General features: G+C 39.2%; 17 protein-coding genes. 5 read left to right on the top strand and 12 right to left on the bottom strand.

Annotated features, from left to right (window positions below):
* Positions 1 to 144 precede the first annotated feature (144 nt).
* The 5 genes from ACXACJ_RS18725 to ACXACJ_RS18705 are packed head-to-tail and all read left to right on the top strand — an operon-like array spanning position 145 to position 8,343.
* Complete coding sequence (locus ACXACJ_RS18725) at positions 145 to 1,116, top strand: isopenicillin N synthase family dioxygenase (protein WP_475135946.1); 972 nt, start codon at positions 145 to 147, stop codon at positions 1,114 to 1,116.
* 48 nt (positions 1,117 to 1,164) lie between these two features.
* Entirely contained in the window at positions 1,165 to 2,319 is a 1,155-nt protein-coding gene (gene chrA / locus ACXACJ_RS18720) for a chromate efflux transporter (RefSeq protein WP_475135945.1), read from the top strand.
* A gap of 57 nt (positions 2,320 to 2,376) precedes the next feature.
* Positions 2,377 to 3,288: a uroporphyrinogen decarboxylase family protein gene (locus tag ACXACJ_RS18715; protein WP_475135944.1), complete on the top strand. Its 912-nt coding sequence runs from the start codon at positions 2,377 to 2,379 to the stop codon at positions 3,286 to 3,288.
* A 2-nt stretch (positions 3,289 to 3,290) separates the two neighbouring features.
* On the top strand, positions 3,291 to 5,804 hold the full coding sequence (locus tag ACXACJ_RS18710) for an AMP-binding protein (protein WP_475135943.1): 2,514 nt from the start codon (positions 3,291 to 3,293) through the stop codon (positions 5,802 to 5,804).
* Positions 5,805 to 5,844: 40 nt separating this feature from the next.
* A complete protein-coding gene (locus tag ACXACJ_RS18705) occupies positions 5,845 to 8,343 on the top strand; it encodes an AMP-binding protein (protein WP_475135942.1) in 2,499 nt (832 codons plus the stop codon).
* On the opposite strand, the gene ACXACJ_RS18700 is transcribed toward ACXACJ_RS18705, so the two are convergent.
* From ACXACJ_RS18700 to ACXACJ_RS18645, 12 genes are all read right to left on the bottom strand, one after another.
* Positions 8,325 to 9,227: a S66 peptidase family protein gene (locus tag ACXACJ_RS18700; RefSeq protein ID WP_475135941.1), complete on the bottom strand. Its 903-nt coding sequence runs from the start codon at positions 9,225 to 9,227 to the stop codon at positions 8,325 to 8,327. The two genes, ACXACJ_RS18705 and ACXACJ_RS18700, sit on opposite strands and share 19 nt — an antisense overlap.
* Positions 9,228 to 9,289: 62 nt before the next feature.
* Complete coding sequence (locus tag ACXACJ_RS18695) at positions 9,290 to 9,874, bottom strand: OmpH/Skp family outer membrane protein (protein ID WP_475135940.1); 585 nt, start codon at positions 9,872 to 9,874, stop codon at positions 9,290 to 9,292.
* A 24-nt stretch (positions 9,875 to 9,898) separates the two neighbouring features.
* The gene (locus ACXACJ_RS18690) at positions 9,899 to 10,432 is read right to left on the bottom strand and encodes an OmpH/Skp family outer membrane protein (protein WP_475135939.1); all 534 of its coding nucleotides are present in this window, start codon (positions 10,430 to 10,432) and stop codon (positions 9,899 to 9,901) included.
* Position 10,433: 1 nt separating this feature from the next.
* Positions 10,434 to 13,088, bottom strand: coding sequence for a BamA/OMP85 family outer membrane protein (locus ACXACJ_RS18685; protein WP_475135938.1), 2,655 nt, complete (start codon positions 13,086 to 13,088; stop codon positions 10,434 to 10,436).
* 7 nt (positions 13,089 to 13,095) lie between these two features.
* Positions 13,096 to 13,833 carry an isoprenyl transferase gene (locus tag ACXACJ_RS18680; protein ID WP_475135937.1) on the bottom strand — a complete coding sequence of 246 codons (738 nt, stop codon included), beginning with the start codon at positions 13,831 to 13,833 and terminating at the stop codon, positions 13,096 to 13,098.
* A gap of 81 nt (positions 13,834 to 13,914) precedes the next feature.
* Positions 13,915 to 14,649 (bottom strand): type IX secretion system protein PorG, encoded by a 735-nt coding sequence (gene porG, locus ACXACJ_RS18675; protein WP_475135936.1) that lies wholly within the window; start codon positions 14,647 to 14,649, stop codon positions 13,915 to 13,917.
* A gap of 41 nt (positions 14,650 to 14,690) precedes the next feature.
* Positions 14,691 to 15,566 carry an NAD kinase gene (locus ACXACJ_RS18670; protein ID WP_475135935.1) on the bottom strand — a complete coding sequence of 292 codons (876 nt, stop codon included), beginning with the start codon at positions 15,564 to 15,566 and terminating at the stop codon, positions 14,691 to 14,693.
* A 7-nt stretch (positions 15,567 to 15,573) separates the two neighbouring features.
* A complete protein-coding gene (locus ACXACJ_RS18665) occupies positions 15,574 to 16,239 on the bottom strand; it encodes a CBS domain-containing protein (RefSeq protein ID WP_475135934.1) in 666 nt (221 codons plus the stop codon).
* Complete coding sequence (locus ACXACJ_RS18660; protein ID WP_475135933.1) at positions 16,236 to 17,000, bottom strand: alpha/beta fold hydrolase; 765 nt, start codon at positions 16,998 to 17,000, stop codon at positions 16,236 to 16,238. The genes ACXACJ_RS18665 and ACXACJ_RS18660 overlap by 4 nt, the downstream gene beginning before the upstream one ends.
* A gap of 23 nt (positions 17,001 to 17,023) precedes the next feature.
* The gene (locus tag ACXACJ_RS18655) at positions 17,024 to 17,590 is read right to left on the bottom strand and encodes an anthranilate synthase component II (RefSeq protein WP_475135932.1); all 567 of its coding nucleotides are present in this window, start codon (positions 17,588 to 17,590) and stop codon (positions 17,024 to 17,026) included.
* Complete coding sequence (locus ACXACJ_RS18650; RefSeq protein ID WP_475135931.1) at positions 17,587 to 18,117, bottom strand: CvpA family protein; 531 nt, start codon at positions 18,115 to 18,117, stop codon at positions 17,587 to 17,589. Before ACXACJ_RS18650 ends, ACXACJ_RS18655 begins: the two co-directional genes overlap by 4 nt.
* A 4-nt stretch (positions 18,118 to 18,121) precedes the next feature.
* Positions 18,122 to 18,574, bottom strand: coding sequence for a GatB/YqeY domain-containing protein (locus ACXACJ_RS18645; RefSeq protein WP_475135930.1), 453 nt, complete (start codon positions 18,572 to 18,574; stop codon positions 18,122 to 18,124).
* Positions 18,575 to 18,581: the final 7 nt, after the last annotated feature.

Genomic DNA, 18,581 nt, shown 5'->3' with positions numbered 1-18,581 from the left:
GAAATCTGCGCGAATAGGGTAACACTTTCAAACTCTTGAACATCTAAGCAAGAAGGAGGTTTTAAAAACGACAATAATCGCCTTTTACTTAAACGACATTCATTGAATATTTAATAAATTACACTGTTTAAAAGAAATTGAGTTATGAGCGAAAAACTATATGATGAAGTTCCTTCACTCGACCTGGCGGATTTTACTTCAGGTGACGCACAAAAGAAACAAGCTTTTGTAGAAGCACTTGGCCAGGCTTATAACAATATTGGCTTTGTGGCTATCAAAAATCATGGTTTAACCGATGCTCAAACAAAAAAGCTTTACGAAACCATTCAGAAGTTTTTCGCCTTACCCGATGAGGTAAAACAGCAATATGAAGTGCCAGAATTGGCTGGTCAAAGAGGTTACATTGGCAAGGGTAAAGAGCATGCTAAAGGCCGTAAAACAGGCGATTTAAAGGAGTTTTACCATGTAGGGCAAGAAGTAACCGATGGTGATCCAATAAAAGAAGAATATCCAGATAACATTTGGCCTAAAGAACTTCCTGAAATGGAAGAAATCGCAGTAGATGTTTATAAAACATTAGAAGCTGCAGGTATTAAAATGCTTCAAGCAATTGCCATTTATTTAGGTTTGGATGAACACTATTTCGATGATAAAGTAAAGAATGGGAATAGCATTTTGCGTCCGATTCATTACTTCCCAATTGAAAATCCAGAAGAAGTTCCTGAAGATGCAGTTCGTGCTGCAGAGCATGGCGATATTAACCTGATTACACTTTTAATGGGAGCAAGTGCTGATGGACTTCAGGTATTAAGAAAAGATGGCAAATGGATTCCGATTACTGCTTTGCCAGAGCAACTTGTAGTAAATGTGGGCGATATGTTGTCGCGCCATTCTAACAATAAATTGAAGTCTACTATCCACCGAGTGGTGAATCCACCTAAAGAGTTGATGAAGACTTCGCGTTTTTCAATACCATTTTTTATGCATCCAAGATCCAATATGGATCTAACCTGCTTGGAAAACTGCATTGATGAGGAACATCCAAAACTCTATGCCGATATCACAGCGGGTGAATTTTTGAATGAAAAACTCGTTGAGCTAGGGCTCAAAAAGTAAGCAGGGAATTTTTACCCATTGATAAAGCGTATTCGATATTATATCTTTTTGCGCGATGTTCTCGTGATGGCTGTCAGTGCATTTGGCGGCCCTCAGGCTCATTTTGCCATGCTTCTAAAAATCATGGTGAAGAAGCGTGGCTACCTTACGGAAGAAGAATTGATCGAATTGAATGCGCTTTGTCAAGTGCTGCCGGGCCCAACTTCTACCCAAACGATTACTGCAATTGGTTTTAAAATTGGCGGGCCCAACCTGGCTTACCTTACGCTTTTGGTTTGGATGATTCCCGCTGTGGCAGTGATGACCACAGCCGCGATTCTAGTGGATTCTTATCAAACGAAAAATTTCAGTTTGGCATTTACTCGCTTTATTCAGCCTATGGCGGTTGGCTTTGTGAGCTATGGGGCTTATATCATCGCTTCCAAAGTAGTAACTACACGAACTGCTGGAGGCTTAATGGCGCTTTCCGCTATTGTCACCTATTTTGTATCGAAACCGATAGCCTTGCCACTGATTTTGGTTTTTGCAGGTTGCCTTACCGCTTTTAAGTATAAGCAGCAGGCTCCGGAAGAGAAACAGAAGATCAGAATCAAATGGGGCAATTTTACCCTTTGGGGCTTGGTGTTAATTGTAGCGGCCGGGCTTGGTGCTGCAACACACGACAGGATCGTGCTTCTCTTTGAGAATTTTTATCGAAATGGAAGTTTGATTTTCGGGGGTGGCCAAGTGCTTATCCCTTTTCTTCACACTGAATTTGTAGAGTTCAAGCATTACCTCAGTTCGGAAGAATTTCTTTCAGGCTTGGCTATGGTTCAGGCAGTTCCTGGACCAACTTTTTCCGTTTGTTCCTTTGTAGGAACACTTTCGGTTCGCGAAATGAGTTTGGGTACTCAGATTTTAGCAGGCTTTATATCGGCTTGCGGAATTTTTCTTCCAGGAACCTTTTTGATCTTCTTTGTAATTCGTTTTTGGGAAGATTTAAAGCGATATAGGGTCGTGCGCGCTTCTTTAGAAGGAATTAATGCGGCAAGCGCGGGCATGGTGGCAGCGGCAGCTTTTGTTTTGTTCGAGCCTATCGAAAACTCTTTTCTCAATGTGAGTGTAATTGTGGGCACTTTCTTGCTTTTAACTTACACGAAAGTTCCTCCTCCATTTATCATTCTGGCTGGTCTTTTAGCTGGAATTTTCATACCCTTAACTTAAGCCAATTCTGGTTTTAGTATATTGGAAATCAATATCAACAGCAACTCTTTAGCGTTTATGAAAGTATCCTTTTGGAAGCATTTCCCTATTCTCGATCAAAAAGCAGAGGCATTGGCCAAAGCAACCATTGATTTTCAGGCTGAATTTGAATGTGATTTTGTGAAGATTACTCCAGCTGGTACTTGGCAAGCGGTGTGTCATGGAGCAGAGGATCAGTCTTTAGAAAATGACAATTTAGGAAGAAGGTCAGTGGTTAAAGCGAAAATTGAAAGCTCTGAAGATTGGCTGAATCTAATTGATTTTAGTGCCGATCAACCTCAGCTTTTAAAGGAAATGTTAGAAGCTTGCCGTTTGGTGGTAGAGAGTTCAGAGATTTATAAGGCTGTTTTCCCCACCATGTTTTGTCCCATTTCACAGGCCATTCAAATGACTGGTTTAGAGTTGTTTTTGAAGCATTGTGAAGAACATCCTGAGAAGGTAAAACAAGGAATTGCTCAGATTACCGAGAATACCAAATGGCTGATAGAGGCTTTTAAAAAGAATGGAGCGAAAGGTTTGTATTATGTAACTCAACATATGCAAGATACCCTTGTTCCGCCTGCTGTCTACCGCGATTTTGGAATGGATTCAGACACACAGTGTTTACTTCTTTGCAAAGAGTTTGAGTACAGTATATTCCATTTGCATGGTGATCACGTGGTGCCATCTTTAAGCGATATTCCAGAGAATTGTATTATTCATTATACCGATAAATCCGCGGAGGAAGCATTGAGAGGGGTTTCTTCAACCTATGGAATACCAACCGCGGTAATGAGAAATCTTATTAAAGAAGAGGAAATAGATGCTTTCTTGGCAAATTTTAAAAGTGATTACCCTAATCTGAAAGTTGTCACGGCTGAATGTGTCATTCCTCTGGATTTTCCTGAAGAGCAACTCAAGCGGTGGATTGAAGCAATAAAAAGGGCTTAAGAATGAAGGGTTTCAAGAAATTGCCAAAGCGAGATGGTTTTGTGAAGTTGGAAAACAGTTGGATTGAAACCCCTGTTTTTAACCACTTTAAAAGCGTTGCAGAGAAGTTTCCAGATAAAATTGCGCTTTCTCAAAAATCCAAAAACTTAACCTATCAGCAGGTTTTTGAACTTGCTTCCGGAATTGCTCATTATATCAACACCTTAGAGTTTGAAGGGCCAATAGGAATAGCATTGGATATTGAGGTCAATTTTCCGGTGGCGATGATGGCCTGTTTGGCTTTGGGTAAGCCCTATGTTCCTTTAGATATAAATCTCCCTACCGATAGAAATGCTTTGATTGTTGCTCAATCGGGGCTTCAAGTTATAATCAGTTCGAAGACGGTTTCCTTCAATACAAATGACAAAACAGTACTTTATATTGAAGATGTAGAACCGTTTTCTCAAGAGCTTCAATGTTTGGCTCAGCCCGATGACCACGCGTATATTATTTATACTTCGGGTTCAACAGGGCAACCGAAGGGTGTTTTTCAGAACCAAAGAAATCTGCTGCACGATGTAATGCAGTATATCAACTCGGTTCAATTAACTTCTGAAGATCGCCTCAGCCTACTTTACTCACCTAGTGTTAATGGCGGAATTCGTGATATTTATGGAGCCCTACTTTCAGGAGCAACGCTATTTGTAAAGAACTTGAAGCAATCGGGAGTGCTTTCAATCCCCGAGTATATTCAGGAAAATGGAATCACTATATATCATTCCATCCCTAATATTTTTAGAACCTTTCTTCAGAAAATTTCTCCCGAAATTGATCTCTCTTCTGTTCGATTGATTTACCTGGCTGGAGACAGAATTTATAAAAGCGATATCGACCTTTATAATCAGTATTTCTCTGAAAGTTGCTACGTCTACCTCGGGATTGGCGCCACAGAAATTGCGACCATTTATCGTCAGTGGTTTGTCCATCATAATACCTCTTTGGAGAGTGGTTTGGCTCCTGTGGGGTATGAAGTTGATGACAGAACCATGCGTCTATTGAGTGAGAGCGGCCTTGAAGTGGCTCAAGGTGAAACAGGAGAAATTGCTGTCACGAGTTGCTTCGTTTCGCTGGGTTATTGGCTCAACGAGGAGCTTACTCAAATTCATTTTGAGAAAAATGGATCTTCACCCGAAGAAAGGACTTTTAAAACCGGTGATTTGGGGCGAATCAATGAAGATGGTTTGTTGGAATTTATAGGCAGAAAGGACAGCCAAACCAAAATTGATGGATACAGAATTGAGGTAAGTGAAATTGAAGGAACGCTCATGAAGCATCCTAAAATTCACAAATGTGGGGTTTTACCAACCAACAAAGTTCCTAACGAATTGTATGCATTTTATGAAAGTGATGATGAGCTTGATTCTCATCAAATTCGTGAATGGCTTTCTCAAACCTTGCCGAATCATATGATTCCAAAGCGATGGATTCGATTGGAAGACTTTCCTTTATCAGATAATTTTAAAACAAACTATAAGCAGCTTAAGAACATTCTGTCGGCAGTTGTTCAAGTTCAGTCCGTTTCAAGTACAAGTACAACACAGACTTCAGAAGTGGCTGAAATTGTTAAGAAAACTTGGTGTCGTTTTGCCGATGAGCTTTCTTTTCAACAAAACTTAACTTGGAGCGAATCGGGAAGTTCTTCTTTGGAAGCGGTTCACTTTTTGGTACAGTTAGAATCGGAACTTGGCGTAACACTTCCTTCAGAATGGAACATTGCTAGCCTTACTCCTTCGGATGTGATTCAATATATTGAAGGTGTAAAAGCTAAAAAGAAGAAAGCTCAAAGGATCATCTATTTTCCTCCTATTGCAGGCACCTCTGAAAGGGCTCGGGCCTTCTTTCGAAAACTAGCTGAAGATTTCGATTTGTATTTGATCCATTATCCAACGATGGATGAAATCAAAAAATCGGGTTACGACTGGAAATTCGTTCAGAATCATATTCAAGAACAATTAAATGGCCATATTGATCATGATACTTGTTTTCTTGGGCATTGTAATGGCTCAAATGTCTTGTTTAAATTTTTGGCAGAAACAGGGTTAGATATTTCAGATCGCTTTGTTGGTATCATTGATTATAGTTATCGCATCAATAATCAAACTCATGATGTGGTCGGAGCACTAGGTAAAATTAAGCGATTGCTAAAATCTAAAAACCTGAGATATCGCGCTTCAGGCCTTTTATATGAAAGGGTTTCTATAACGCGTCCATTGATCAAAGTAATCTACCCTAAGGACTTCGCTTCTTATGAAACCCGAAGAAAAATGAGAATTATGTTTTCCAGAAAAAGCACTTCTTTCAGTGGGTACTTTCATTACTTCTATTCTGGAGGCTCAATTACAGAAGCAGAAAGGGAGAATATGATGAAACGCTCAAAGGAATTTAAGTTTGTTCCTTTGGAAGGAAATCATGATGAAATCTTGAATGCAAGAAACTCACTTCACATTATCGAAACGATAAGGAGTTTTTTGAATTGATGTTTTTTAAATAAATCGCACTTCATTTTTACTGTGAAAAATGATTACAGAAATAGGTTTTAATGAGCAGCCAAGTTCCTTATTGAACGAAGGACTTTCTATTTTCTCTCTATTTAAGGAAGTAGCTCATTCTTTTCCTCATAAGACAGCGCTATCAGATGAAAGCCAGCTCTTTACTTATGCTGAAGTAGCTGCTTTAAGCTCGGCAATAGCGAATCAAATTGCACTTAGAAATTTCGATAAGCAACCCATAGGCATTGCAATTGAATCGGGTGTTTACTTTCCTATTGCCATGTTGGCTTGTTTGGCAAATGGCTGTCCTTACGTTCCTTTGGATGTAGACATGCCTGAGGAAAGAAATCAGCTTATTTTATCACAGTCAGAAGCAAAGTTAATTCTTACCACGTCAAACAGTAAGCTCAATTATGATGGATATGAAGTAGTTTTTGTTGATCAGCTTGAACCCATCAATCAAGAGTTTGGAGATAAGTCGACACCAGAAGATATAGCTTATATTATTTATACTTCAGGAACAACTGGGGTTCCAAAAGGGGTTTTTCAAAATCAGAAAAACTTGCTTCACGATATTCTGATTTATAGAAATACACTGAAAATCAACAATGAGGATAGGCTTACACAATTCTATTCTCCAAGTGTAAATGGTGCCATCCGCGATATTTATGGAGCATTACTTTCTGGTGCTTCACTATATATAAAGAACTTAAAGCGTTCTGGCATTTTATCTATTCCTGATTTTATCAACCAGCATAAAATCACCATTTATCATTCTGTGCCCAATGTTTTCAGAGCCTTCATGCAGAAGTATAAAGAGCCAGAATATTATAGATCGGTTAGGTTTGTTTACCTCGCGGCCGATCGAATTTTTAGCTCCGATATTGATTTATTCAAAAGATCGTTTCCAAAAGAGGCCAAGGTATATACAGAAATAGGATCCACAGAAATCGCAACGGTTCACTCAGAATGGATTATTGATCACAAAACTGATTTGAAAGAAGGAGTAATCCCTGTTGGATATTCTGTTGATGATAAATTAGTAAAGGTGATCAAGGAAGACGGAACTGAAGCTGCTTTCAATGAAACAGGTGAGATTGTCGTTTCGAGCCCTTTCATTTCCTTGGGATATTGGAAGAATTACAGTTTAACTGCAGCAAGCTTTTCATTCGATAACAATTGTAATCCTGCTATAAGAAGTTTCAAAACAGGTGATTTAGGTAGAAGGGCTGAATCAGGCCTTTTACATTTTGTGGGCAGAAAGGATAGTCAAACAAAGGTTGATGGATTTCGAATCGAACTGAGCGAAGTGGAAGGAGCTTTGATGTCACATCCTTTGATACAGCGTTGTTCGGTTATTGCCACAAATGAATTACCCAATGAACTCTATGCTTTCTATCAAAGTGAAGAGGCTTTGCCTTCGGATTTTTTGAGAGAGCACTTAGCTAAGAGCTTGCCTAGCTATATGATCCCAAAAAAATGGCAATGGATGGAGACATTGCCACTTTCCGTTAACTATAAGACAGATTACAAATCTCTGAGAAGAAATTTCCTTGAACAGGAAGACATTGAAAAAGCATCATTGGATAATGTCACAAGCGAAATTCGTAAAATCTGGATAAGGTTTTCAGATGCATATTCCTTTGACCGAGATTTATCATGGAGCGAATCCGGTAGCTCTTCACTAGAGGCGGTTCACTTTATTGTTCAGTTGGAGTCGGCTTTGAGTATTACTCTGCCTTCGGAATGGAACTTAGCTGTTTTGAAGCCATCTGATATCATTTCCTACGTCAATAAAACAAAGATAGAGTCGGAGAAGAAAATTCAACTGGTTTATTTTCCTCCTTTAGGTGGAACTTCCGATAAGGCTAGAGCTTTCTTTCGAAAACTCTCTAGTGAGTTCAAACTTTATGTAATGCATTACCCAAGTATGGCCGAAATTAAGAATTCGGGGTACAATTGGAAGCTGTTGGAAACCCATGTGTCTGATCAGTTACAGCAAATTTTGGATGAAAACACTTTCTTTCTTGGGCACTGCAATGGCTCCAATGTTTTGTTTAAATACTTGTCAGAGACTAAATTGGATATTTCAAAAAGGGTTGTTGGTATAATAGATTATAGTTATAGAATCAATACGGAAGTAAAAACTGTAATCGGTATTGCTGGTAAAATTAAGCGACTTGCTCAGACAAAAAATCGAAGGTATAGGGCAATAGGCCTATTATATGAAAGAGTTCAGGTTTTGAGAAGTATAATTAGAGTAGCTTTTCCAAGTGATGTAGAAGCTTATGAAGGGAGAGTAAGAATGCGCCAATTCTTTTTGAGAAGTAGTGCTAAGTTCAATGGCTTTTTCTTCTACTTTTATTCTGGCGGCTCAATTACCCCTGCCGAACGAGAGAACATTTTGAAAAGCTCTAAGGAGTTTAAGTTTGTAGAACTGTCAGGCCTGCATGACGATATTTTAAACGAAGAAAACTCTTATCGTATAATCAAAACCATTAAAGAGTATCAGGAGTCAATTTCTTGAAAGGTCAGTTTAACTGAGCTTTCTGAAACACTGAATTCAGCTTTTACTCCACAGATAATTGGAAGGTTCTTTTCTTCATGACCTAAAGGAAAACCAAAGGCAATTGGTATGTTTAGGTTTTGAAAATGATTGGATAGGATTTCATAGGCTTCGGCTCCGAATGGATCTTTATGGTCTTTCATTGAAGAGAAACCACCCACAATAATACCAGCTAGCCGATTTAGCTTCTTAGCCCTTTTCAAATGAATCATCATTCTGTCAAGGTGGTATAGATATTCCCCCACTTCTTCTAAAAATAGAATTTTGCCATCAGTGTCTATATCAGATGGCGTTCCAATAGAATTGCAAATAATAGAGAGGTTGCCGCCAATTAATTCGGCCCTAGCTTTACCCAAATGACTGAATGGATGAACCTGATTTTCATATTGAATAGAAGTTCCAAACAAGACATTTTTTAAGGCATCTGTTGATTCCTTATCCCACTCCAGCGTAACTGCCATTGGTCCATGAATAGAGGCAATTCCCATATTGTTCAAGGCAATATGAAGGCTTGTGAGATCGCTGAATCCGCAAATCCATTTTGGGTTCTCTCTAAATTTGTCCCAGTTGAGCTCGTCAAGAATTCTTGTTGTGCCATAGCCTCCGCGCGCAATAAGAATAGCCTTAATATCGGGGTGATCAAGTGCCCACTGAAGATCTTCCTTTCTTTGGTTATCGGTCCCTGAAAAGTAATTTTCTGTTTTATAAAGATGCTTACCCAAAACAGGGAAAAGGCCCCATGTGCGGAGAATTTCAAAGGCAACGGTTAAGTCTGTCTGAATCTTTTTAGCGGGAGCTACAACTGCAATTTTATCGCCTGTATTTAGTTTAGGAGGAATAAGCATGTATGAAAATAAAAAAAACCTCTTCGATTGAAGAGGTTTTAGATTAAAAGATTCTTTTAGGCTTAGTTTCCGTTGCCAGTAGGTGCATTGTTTTCAGCAGCTTGTCTTTCAGCTTCAGAAGGCATTGGAACTCCCAATTTTTTGAATACCGCTTCAGTAATGTTGTCTTCATCTCTACCTGCTAAGATGATACCATCACCAGAACCAACTCTCATGTTTAAGATAAGAGCGTAGCCTTTTTCTTTTCTTACTTCTTCTATAGCATTTTGAACTTTAGTATATACAGGGTTATACAATTCTGCTTGCTTGCTTGCCATAGACTGATCGGCTTGTGCAGAGAAAGTTTGGAAATCATTTTGAGCTTGAACAACCTCAGCTTCTTTTTCTTTCAATTTTGCAGGAGGGGTAGCTTGGTTTTGAGCTAGTTCTGCATATTCTTGATATTTCAATTGGTAGGTTTGCTGTTTTGCATCTACCATGGTGCCTAATTGCTTTTGTCTTTCTTGAAGCTGTGTATTAATTCCAGGAATTTCTGGCATGCTGAACACAATAGCATCGATGCTTGTGTAACCAATCTTATACTCCTGTCCCCAGGCAGAGATTGCCGTTATAAACAATGCTACTGCTACGATAAATTTACGATTCATGACTTTACTATTCAATTTAATGTTTTAGTTCTGTTTTTTTAAAAGGCCAAGTTCTTCTAAGACAAATTCCGTGTAATCATGCACAGGGTTTGAGTATACAATTGCTATATCTGTCGCTTTATCCAAAACGTAATCAAGATTGTTTTTCTTGGCTACTACCTCAACTGCTTGTGCAATTTTTTCGTGAAGCGGTCTTAAAAGTTCTTCCTGTTTCTTATAAACTAGGCCATCGTACCCAAAAAGCTCGGTCGCTTTGTCCAATGCTTCTTGTTCCTTGGCGTCAATCTCTTGTTGTTTCTCTTTTACCATTTCAGGGGTGAAGAGAATCTCTTTAGATCGAAGCTCTGCTCTCATCTTCTCAGCCTCATTTTGCAAACTCCGTACCACTTTATCATATTCTTTATAAAGTGCTTCTAGCTCCTTTTTCTTCTCTCCATATTCTGGCATTTGTTCCAAAACATAGCTTGAGTTGAAATGCCCAATGAAACTGCGCTGCTGAGCCTGAGCAAAGTTAGAAATTAAGCAGAGCAATACTATATAGGCCAGCGATTTGTGCATTTTATCTAAGTTGTTGTCCAATTGTGAAGTGCACTTGGGATCCACTTTTGATACCCAAGTTGACATCAGAATCGAAACCATAGGCCCAATCAAGCCCTAACAAACCAAAGGCAGGCAAGAATATTCTAGCACCTACTCCGGCAGACCTAAACAAGTCTCTAGGAGTATATTCAGCATAGTTATTCCAAGCATTTCCTGCTTCGCCAAAGGCTAGTAGATAAATGGTAGAAGTTGGTTTGAGTGATACCGGGTATCTCAACTCGGTCACAAATTTGTTGAAAATCAAACCTCCTCTAAAACCAGTTTTAGGGTCTACAGGTACAATACTGTTGTCATCATACCCTCTTAACGCTATAATGTCTTGTCCAATTATATAGTTGTTGGCTCCGTTCAAACCATTTCCTCCCAAGAAGAATCTCTCGAATGGTCCTGTATCGGTTTTAGTGCCATAAGAACCAATAAATCCAAGGTGTGCTCTCGCATTAATCACAAACTTTTTAGGCAATGGAATAAAGAACGATGCATCTAAAATCGATTTATGATACTCAATAAACTGATAACGTTGGCGAGTTGTTAAATCACCTTGATCTTCGAACCTATTCATGAACAAAGAATATGGTGGTGTCATATTGATATTCAATGTGAATTGAGAACCATATTTAGGGAATTGTGGATTGTCTATGTTGCTACGCGAAATAGTAGTGTTGAATGTAAAGCTATTGGCTTGCCCAGTTGAGAAACCCAGTGTTTGACCAAAGTTGAATACATCGTAAAATTGATATGAAACGCTGTTGGAAATACTGAAATAGTCATCAGGCCACTGAAGTCTTCTACCGAGCCCAATGGTAAAACCTGTTGCTTTTAAGAAACCATTAAGGTTAGTTCCTTGATAATCGGAATAGATTCGGTTTACCGTTCTGTTTAAGCTTACGCTGAAGCTGTTAGGCTTTTTACCTCCCAACCATGGTTCGGAGAACACTATATTGTAGTTCTGGAATCTTCTACCATTCGACTGAATTTGAACCGATAATTTCTGGCCATCCCCTGAAGGGTAAGGTCTCCATTTATCAAAGTCGTTAATGTTCTTCATGGAGAAGTTATTCAACTGAAGCCCAACTGTACCCACAAAGCCGAATGGACCTCCAAAACCTCCAGATAACTGAATTTGGTCAGAAGATTTTTCAACCAAGTTGAACTCAATGTCTACCGTCCCGTCCGCTACGTTTGGAATTGGAACAGGATTAATTTGCTCAGGGTCAAAGTAACCCAGTTGAGACAATTCACGAGTTGTTCGGATTAATTCCTTTCTACTGAATTTTTGTCCAGGTAAAGTTCGAATCTCCCTCAATACTACATGGTCACTGGTTCTGTCGTTCCCTTTCAAAATGATTCTTTTGATGGTGGCTTGCTCGCCCTCATACATTCTCATTTCTAGGTCAATGGAATCATTATCGGCTCTAACTTCTACTACTTCCAATCTGAAGAAGAGGTAGCCATCGTCCATATAAAGAGAGTTAATATCGTCACCCGTTTGGCCATCGAAAGTGGTTCTTTCTTCTATTCTTCTGCGGTTATAAACATCACCCTTTTCTATACCCAAAAGGTCGGAAAGTTCTTTGTCGGTGTATTTGAAGTTACCTGTCCAATCAATATCTCTGATGTAGTACTTATTGCCTTCATCAATTTTGATTCTTAGATCAATATAGTCTTCGTCAAGCTTGCTGATTTCACTATCTACAATGGTTGCGTCTCTGTAACCTTTTGTATTGTAGAAGCTGATTAAGCTGGCTTTGTCAGTTTCATATTCTGTTTCAATAAATTTCGAAGACTTTAAGAAATTCAACTTAACGTTATCAGATATAAACTCTTTAAATCTCGACTCGCTTACGTGATAAGAGGAATCAACAAAGCTTGAAACTGTTTTTGGAGATGTGCTGAAAATCTCATCAAAAAGCCTTGAAATAAGCCAGAATCGTGGCTTTTCATTGGTCTTCTTCAACGGTTTTTTAAGCCTAGCATCAGAAAATGCTTCATTCCCTTCAAAATAGATTTTGTTGATTTTAACCTTGCTGTTTTTCTCAACAATAAACTTTAATCTGGCACCATCCGAAATCACCGTATCTTGAATTAACTCCGTATTTACCGAAGCATTCAAATAACCTTTGGCTACAAAAAACTTCTTGATAAGAATTTCCGAATTCTTGATTAAAGGTGCACTGGCTACTTTACCAATGATTTCAATCTGATCTTTTAATTCAGATTTTTGACCAGAAGTAATACCATCGATTTCGTATTTAGTGATTCTAGGTCTTTCAGTAAGTTTTATTTCAAGAAAGGCGCGATCACCTTCAATCTTGGTGAGCCATACTTGCACATCGGCAATAAAGCCTTGCTTCCATAGCTTTTTTATGGCATCGGAAATTTCGTTGCCAGGAATTCTGATTTTATCGCCTACTTTAATGCCAATGTAAGAGATTAAGGCCCTTTCATCTAGGGTAGTAAGGCCAGTATAACGGATGTCCGCAATTTCGAACTCCTTTGGGTTAGTATAATCAATTTGAATACCTTCTGCTGCATTCACTCCATACCTCACCTGCCCTTTGACGTGAGCCAAACCACAAATGCTAATTACCAGAAGTAATAATATTTTTCTCATTCCCAGCTTAGTTCTTTAACTGCTCGCTTGTTTTCCCGAATCTTCTTTCTCTTGTTTGATATGAGACAATCGCCTCGTATAGGTGCTCTTTTCTAAAGTCTGGCCACAGGGTTTTTGTAATGAAAAACTCTGTATAGGCCATTTGCCACAATAGAAAGTTGCTAATTCTTTCTTCACCACTTGTTCTGATTAACAATTCAGGGTCGGGGATACCTGATGTCGACAAGTAGTTTTCGATTATTTCGTTCGAAATATCTTCAGCATTCAGTTCGCCATCTTGGCAAGCTTTCGCAATTTTTTTAACCGCTTGGTTAATATCCCAACGGCCGCTATAACTAAGTGCCAACACTAGCGTCATGCGTTTATTGTTGGCAGTTTTTTTCATGGCCTCGCTCAACTCTTTTTGGCAAGACTCTGGTAAACTGGCAATATCTCCTATGGCAGCGAGCTTAATGTCGTTGTCCATTAGGGTTTTGATTTCTTTATTGATAGTGCTCACAAGCAATTGCATGAGCGCATTTACCTCCAATTTTGGGCGATTCCAATTTTCGGTTGAAAAGGCATAAAGAGTAAGGTATTTTACGCCAAGTTCGGCACAACCTTCAGTGGTTTCGCGAACGGCTTCAATTGCATTTCTATGACCAAAAATTCGGGCTGCGCCTTTGCCTTTAGCCCATCGGCCGTTGCCATCCATGATTACGGCTATGTGCTTTGGAAGAGCGTCTGGATTGATTTTGTCCTTCATTATACTAGCTTCACAAAAAAGCGAACGCGAAGGTAAGAAAATGCTTATTGTTTTTAAACCCTAAATCATTCTTTATCAGTACTATCTAAACTTGCCTTGGGGGCAAATGATCTTATAAAGGGTGTAACTGATAGAAATTGAGGTATAAAACATCCAATCGTCATCGTTGGGATTGCCTCCTCGGTAGTCTTTGATTGATGGGTTTGAAAGCGAAACATGATCCAGTTCGTCCGTATTAGATTTGATAGCACTTGTGTAAGCGGCCAAAGTCCACCTGCGGTCGATTCTGTATTTTACACCAAAACCAACAGGCAGCCTAAGCTTAATACCTGCATTGTACGAATCGCCAAAACCATCGGTACCGCTGAAGCGATAAATGCCAGCTCCGAACAGCAAATAGGGCGTCCAGTGTTGCTGAAGCCTTTCATTGCGGTAGTCCATAAAGTTGTATTCAAAAAGAAAATCTAAATTGACAAAAGTGCCCTTGAAAGAGGCTTGTCTGTTTGCTGAAAATACGTCAAAGGCTTGGTCATCAACACCTTTTAAACGGCCTACACCTGCTGAAATGCGTGTGTCTAAACCGTTGTTTACATGTTTTCTGACGAAGAACTGTGCTCCTAATGTAGAATTGGACAGGTTGTAAGTTCGGGCTACATCGCCCAAATAGTTATAACTGCCTAATTCGAACCCAATTTCTGAATCTTGCGCCTTTAATTGCCAACCGAATGTTAGTAAAGCAACCAAAAGAGAAGATTTAATCAAGATTTTAGGTAGTACAGGTTTATCCGTATGATATGCTCGCAAGCTAGATAACATTGTGTTTTCGTTCTAAAAGTGCCCAGTTAAATATTGTTAATTCAATTTCGGGCGTCTGCACCCCAATTTAACTTCTGCCGGAGGGTGTCATAATAGTTGTTATGTTCAAACCTCACCAGCTTTGCTTCAAAAGCTTCTCTCTTAACGGAGATTTTTACTTTATCGTCTACACTGCACGATCGGGAATCTAAAGAAACCATGAACTTGTTGGTTCTACCTTCGATTTTAAAACTGATAGTGCTTTGATCGGAAACGATTATTGGGCGAACGTTCAGGTTATGTGGCGAAACCGGAGTAATGATAAAGTTCTTCAACCTTGGATGAACCAATGGTCCTCCACAACTCAACGAGTAGCCCGTTGAACCAGTTGGTGTAGAAACGATCAATCCATCGGCCCAATAGGAATTTAAATACTCATCATCCACATAAGTGTGAACCAGAATCATAGATGAAGTTTCCTTCTTCACAATAGTGAATTCGTTGAGTCCGAAATTATAAGGAGCAAAAAGATTTTGATTAGAATCGACCCGAATTAGCGAGCGACTTTCTATGGAATAACTTCCGTTAAGAAGATCGTTTATGGTGTTTACAATGGCATCACGTGGCGTGGTGGCCAAAAACCCCAGTCTTCCTAAATTGATGCCAACAATAGGTACCTCATGTTTAGCAGTATAAGTTACCGTATCTAGCATGGTTCCGTCTCCGCCCAAACTTAGTATAAAATCACAGCTCGAAATATCATCGCCTTGCTTGAACACTTCGACATTACCAAAATCGATTTTGGTTTTTTTCAGCTGCTTTTGAAAATCTTGAGAAATGCTGATTTCTACACCTTTCGCTTCAATTACTTTGAAAAGGTCGATAATATAGGTGATGGACTCCTTGGTTATGCTTTTTCCGTGAAGGGCGATTTTCATGGCGAGATTAAATGTTGAGGTATTTCATCAACATATCGTAGCGTTCGCGATCGTTTGACTTAAGTTCAATTTCTTGAAAACGACCGATGATTTTATATCCAAAACGTTCTAGCGAAGCTGAAATATGAGAAAGGTCGGGCTTGTTGATTTTCAGAGTCAGTTTTATTCTGGCTGCGTCCATATAATCATTGGTAATGCAGCTGCTCAAAATTCTAGCACTTTCCCCTTCAACAATACGGCTTATTTCTGCCAAAGAATAATCTCTTTGGTTCATCGAAATAATTAGAATAGCACCGGGTTCTTGAACAGCCATGGACTGCGCAAAGGCCGAAACAGTATCTTCTATTGTAACAACACCAAGAAAACCTGTGGAGCGATTTAGTACCGAAACCAACTGAACATCATGATCATAGGCCATTTTTACAACATCGTAAAAATGTTGGTCTTCAAACACAAAGCATTCCGGAGAAAACAAATCGTACTCGCTTATTGGGCGTGTTGGGTCGTTATGTTCAAGAATCACTTCTTCAGAAATGAACCCAAGAAAATGGCCTTTTTCAACTACTGGCAACTGATTTGACCGTAATTCCTCCATCCATACAATGGCTTTGTTTCCATCGTCTGTCAATTTGAGTGGGGGAATAAGGTAATTAATCAGTTCGCCTGCTGTCATGCTGCTTTTTGTTCGTCTAAAAATTCTTTAAGAATTTCATTAAATCTCTCAGGGTGTTCCATCATCGGTGCATGACAACACTTATCTATAAATCTTAGTTTCGTGTTGGGTATTAGCCTGTCGAATTCATGGGCCACCATTGGAGGGGTAATGGTATCGTTAAGTCCCCAAATCAATAATGTAGGCACCTTAATGTTCGGTATTTCTTTAGCCATATTGTGGCGCTGAGCCGATTTGGCTATGGCTACAATGCGCATACATTTTGGAATACTTTTCGTGGTTTCAAAAACCTCGTCTACATATTCTTTTGTAACGGTTTTGGGATCGTAGAAGGTGTATTCTACTCTTTCCTTAATGTATTCGTAGCTTCCTCTTTTAGGGAAACTTCCTCCCATTGAGTTTTCAAAAAGGCCAGAACTTCCTGTTAAAATCAAGCCATTTACTTTATCTGGGTTTGCTAAAGTATAGATTAGGCCCACGTGCCCGCCAAGGGAATTGCCCATGAGCTTCATGTTAGATAAGCCCTTTAGCTTTACAAAACCTTCTAAATGCTTTACAAGCCCTTCAAGGCCTGCTTGTTTAATAGGCATTTCGTAAATAGGCAACATCGGGATCATTACCCTGTATTCTGTCGAAAATTCGTTTACAACACTTTCCCAGTTGCTTAAAGCACCGAAAAGACCGTGTAACAATACAATGATCTCTCCTTCACCTTCATCTATATATTGGTAGCCTTTTTCTTCTTTAATTTCTAACGCCATAACGTCTGGTTTTAAACAGCGATTTAAACAATATTATAAAAACTAGCCCAATTTTTTAGCATATCTAACCCGTATTGGGTAAGAATAGCTTCTGGGTGAAACTGAATACCGGTTACTTTCTGCTCTAAATTTTCGAAAGCCATAACTTCGTTTTTACCTGTTTGGGCTATGATTTTGAGGTGGTTAGGTAAGTTTCTCAAAACAAGAGAATGGTACCGAACTACTTCGAGCTCATTGGGCAGATTATTGAAAAGAAAACATGATTCTGTTTTGATACGCGATAGTTTTCCATGCATTGGGTAGTCGGCTTTTTCCAAACTTGCTCCAAAATGCTGACCTAAAGCCTGATGGCCTAAACAGATGCCTATTATTGGAAGTTTACCTACTTGATTTTTCACCACTTGCATTAATATACCTGCTTTTTCGGGTTTTTCAGGCCCGGGGGAAAGCACCAAACCCGCATACTTCTTGAAATTAACATCGCTTAATGCGATATCGTTTCGAATTACTTCAACTTCAATTCCTAGTTGTAAAAAGTAATCGACAAGGTTATAGGTAAACGAATCGTAATTATCGAGAATAAGTATCAAGGGACTTGAGGAGCGAGCATCTCCCGTATAGAATCCAACATTTCTTTAGCGAAGGGCAAGAACTTATTAAACCAGTCGATAATATTTGGGCCTAGGTCGGTTAAATAGGGGTAAAGCACCAATTCTTCATCTTGGCCTGGCAGTTCTACACCAAAGGTGGTTAATAGCCAAAGTACAATGCTAAGGCCAATCGCCCATTTGATGATGCCAACAATGGCGCCAGCAAAATTATCGAGGCCACCGAGCAAGGTTAGGTCTATCATTTTCTTCAAAATCTTGCCCAGCATGTTGATGAGCAAGATGATGATTAGAAAAATGGTTAAAAAGGAAATGAACGGAAGCCACCGATCCATTCCTTCGGTATGTTCTTGCAAATAGGAAATACCGATTTCCATAAGCTTAAATCCGCCAATAATGGCCAGAATAAAAGCCAGAATGCCAATTATTTCGAGCAATAACCCTTTTCTAAAACCCATAACCGCTCCGAAAATGAGCGGTACCAGAAGTATTATATCAAGGGTTTTCAAGAGCTTAGCTTGCTAAAATTTGCTTTACAACAGTAGAAATTGACTTTCCATCGGCTTTGCCAGAAAGTGATTTAGAGGCAAGACCCATCACTTTACCCATATCTTGTGGGCCAGTGGCACCAACCTGAGCTACAATCTTTTCGATTTCGACCTTCAATTCTTCTTCTGAAAGTTGTTTAGGAAGGTACTGCTCAATTACTGTGGCTTCGGCAATTTCTACAGCGTATAAATCTTCTCTGCCTTGTTCTTTATAAATCTGAGCAGAATCTTTTCTCTGCTTCACAGCCTTCATCAGTAATTTGATTTCTGCATCTTCTGAAATGCCTTCGCCACCACCTTTTTCAGTTTCGGCCAAAAGAATCATGGATTTAATTGCCCTTAAAGCTTTAAGGTCATCCTTTCTTTTTTCAAGCATTGCTTTCTTAATGTCTGCGTCTATAGTTTGTTTCAGGCTCATGTCAAAA

Source organism: Roseivirga sp. AWQ4_251 (assembly GCF_056158225.1).
The sequence above is the reverse complement of the archived record's forward strand: the minus strand, read 5'-3'. Positions and strand labels throughout refer to the sequence as shown.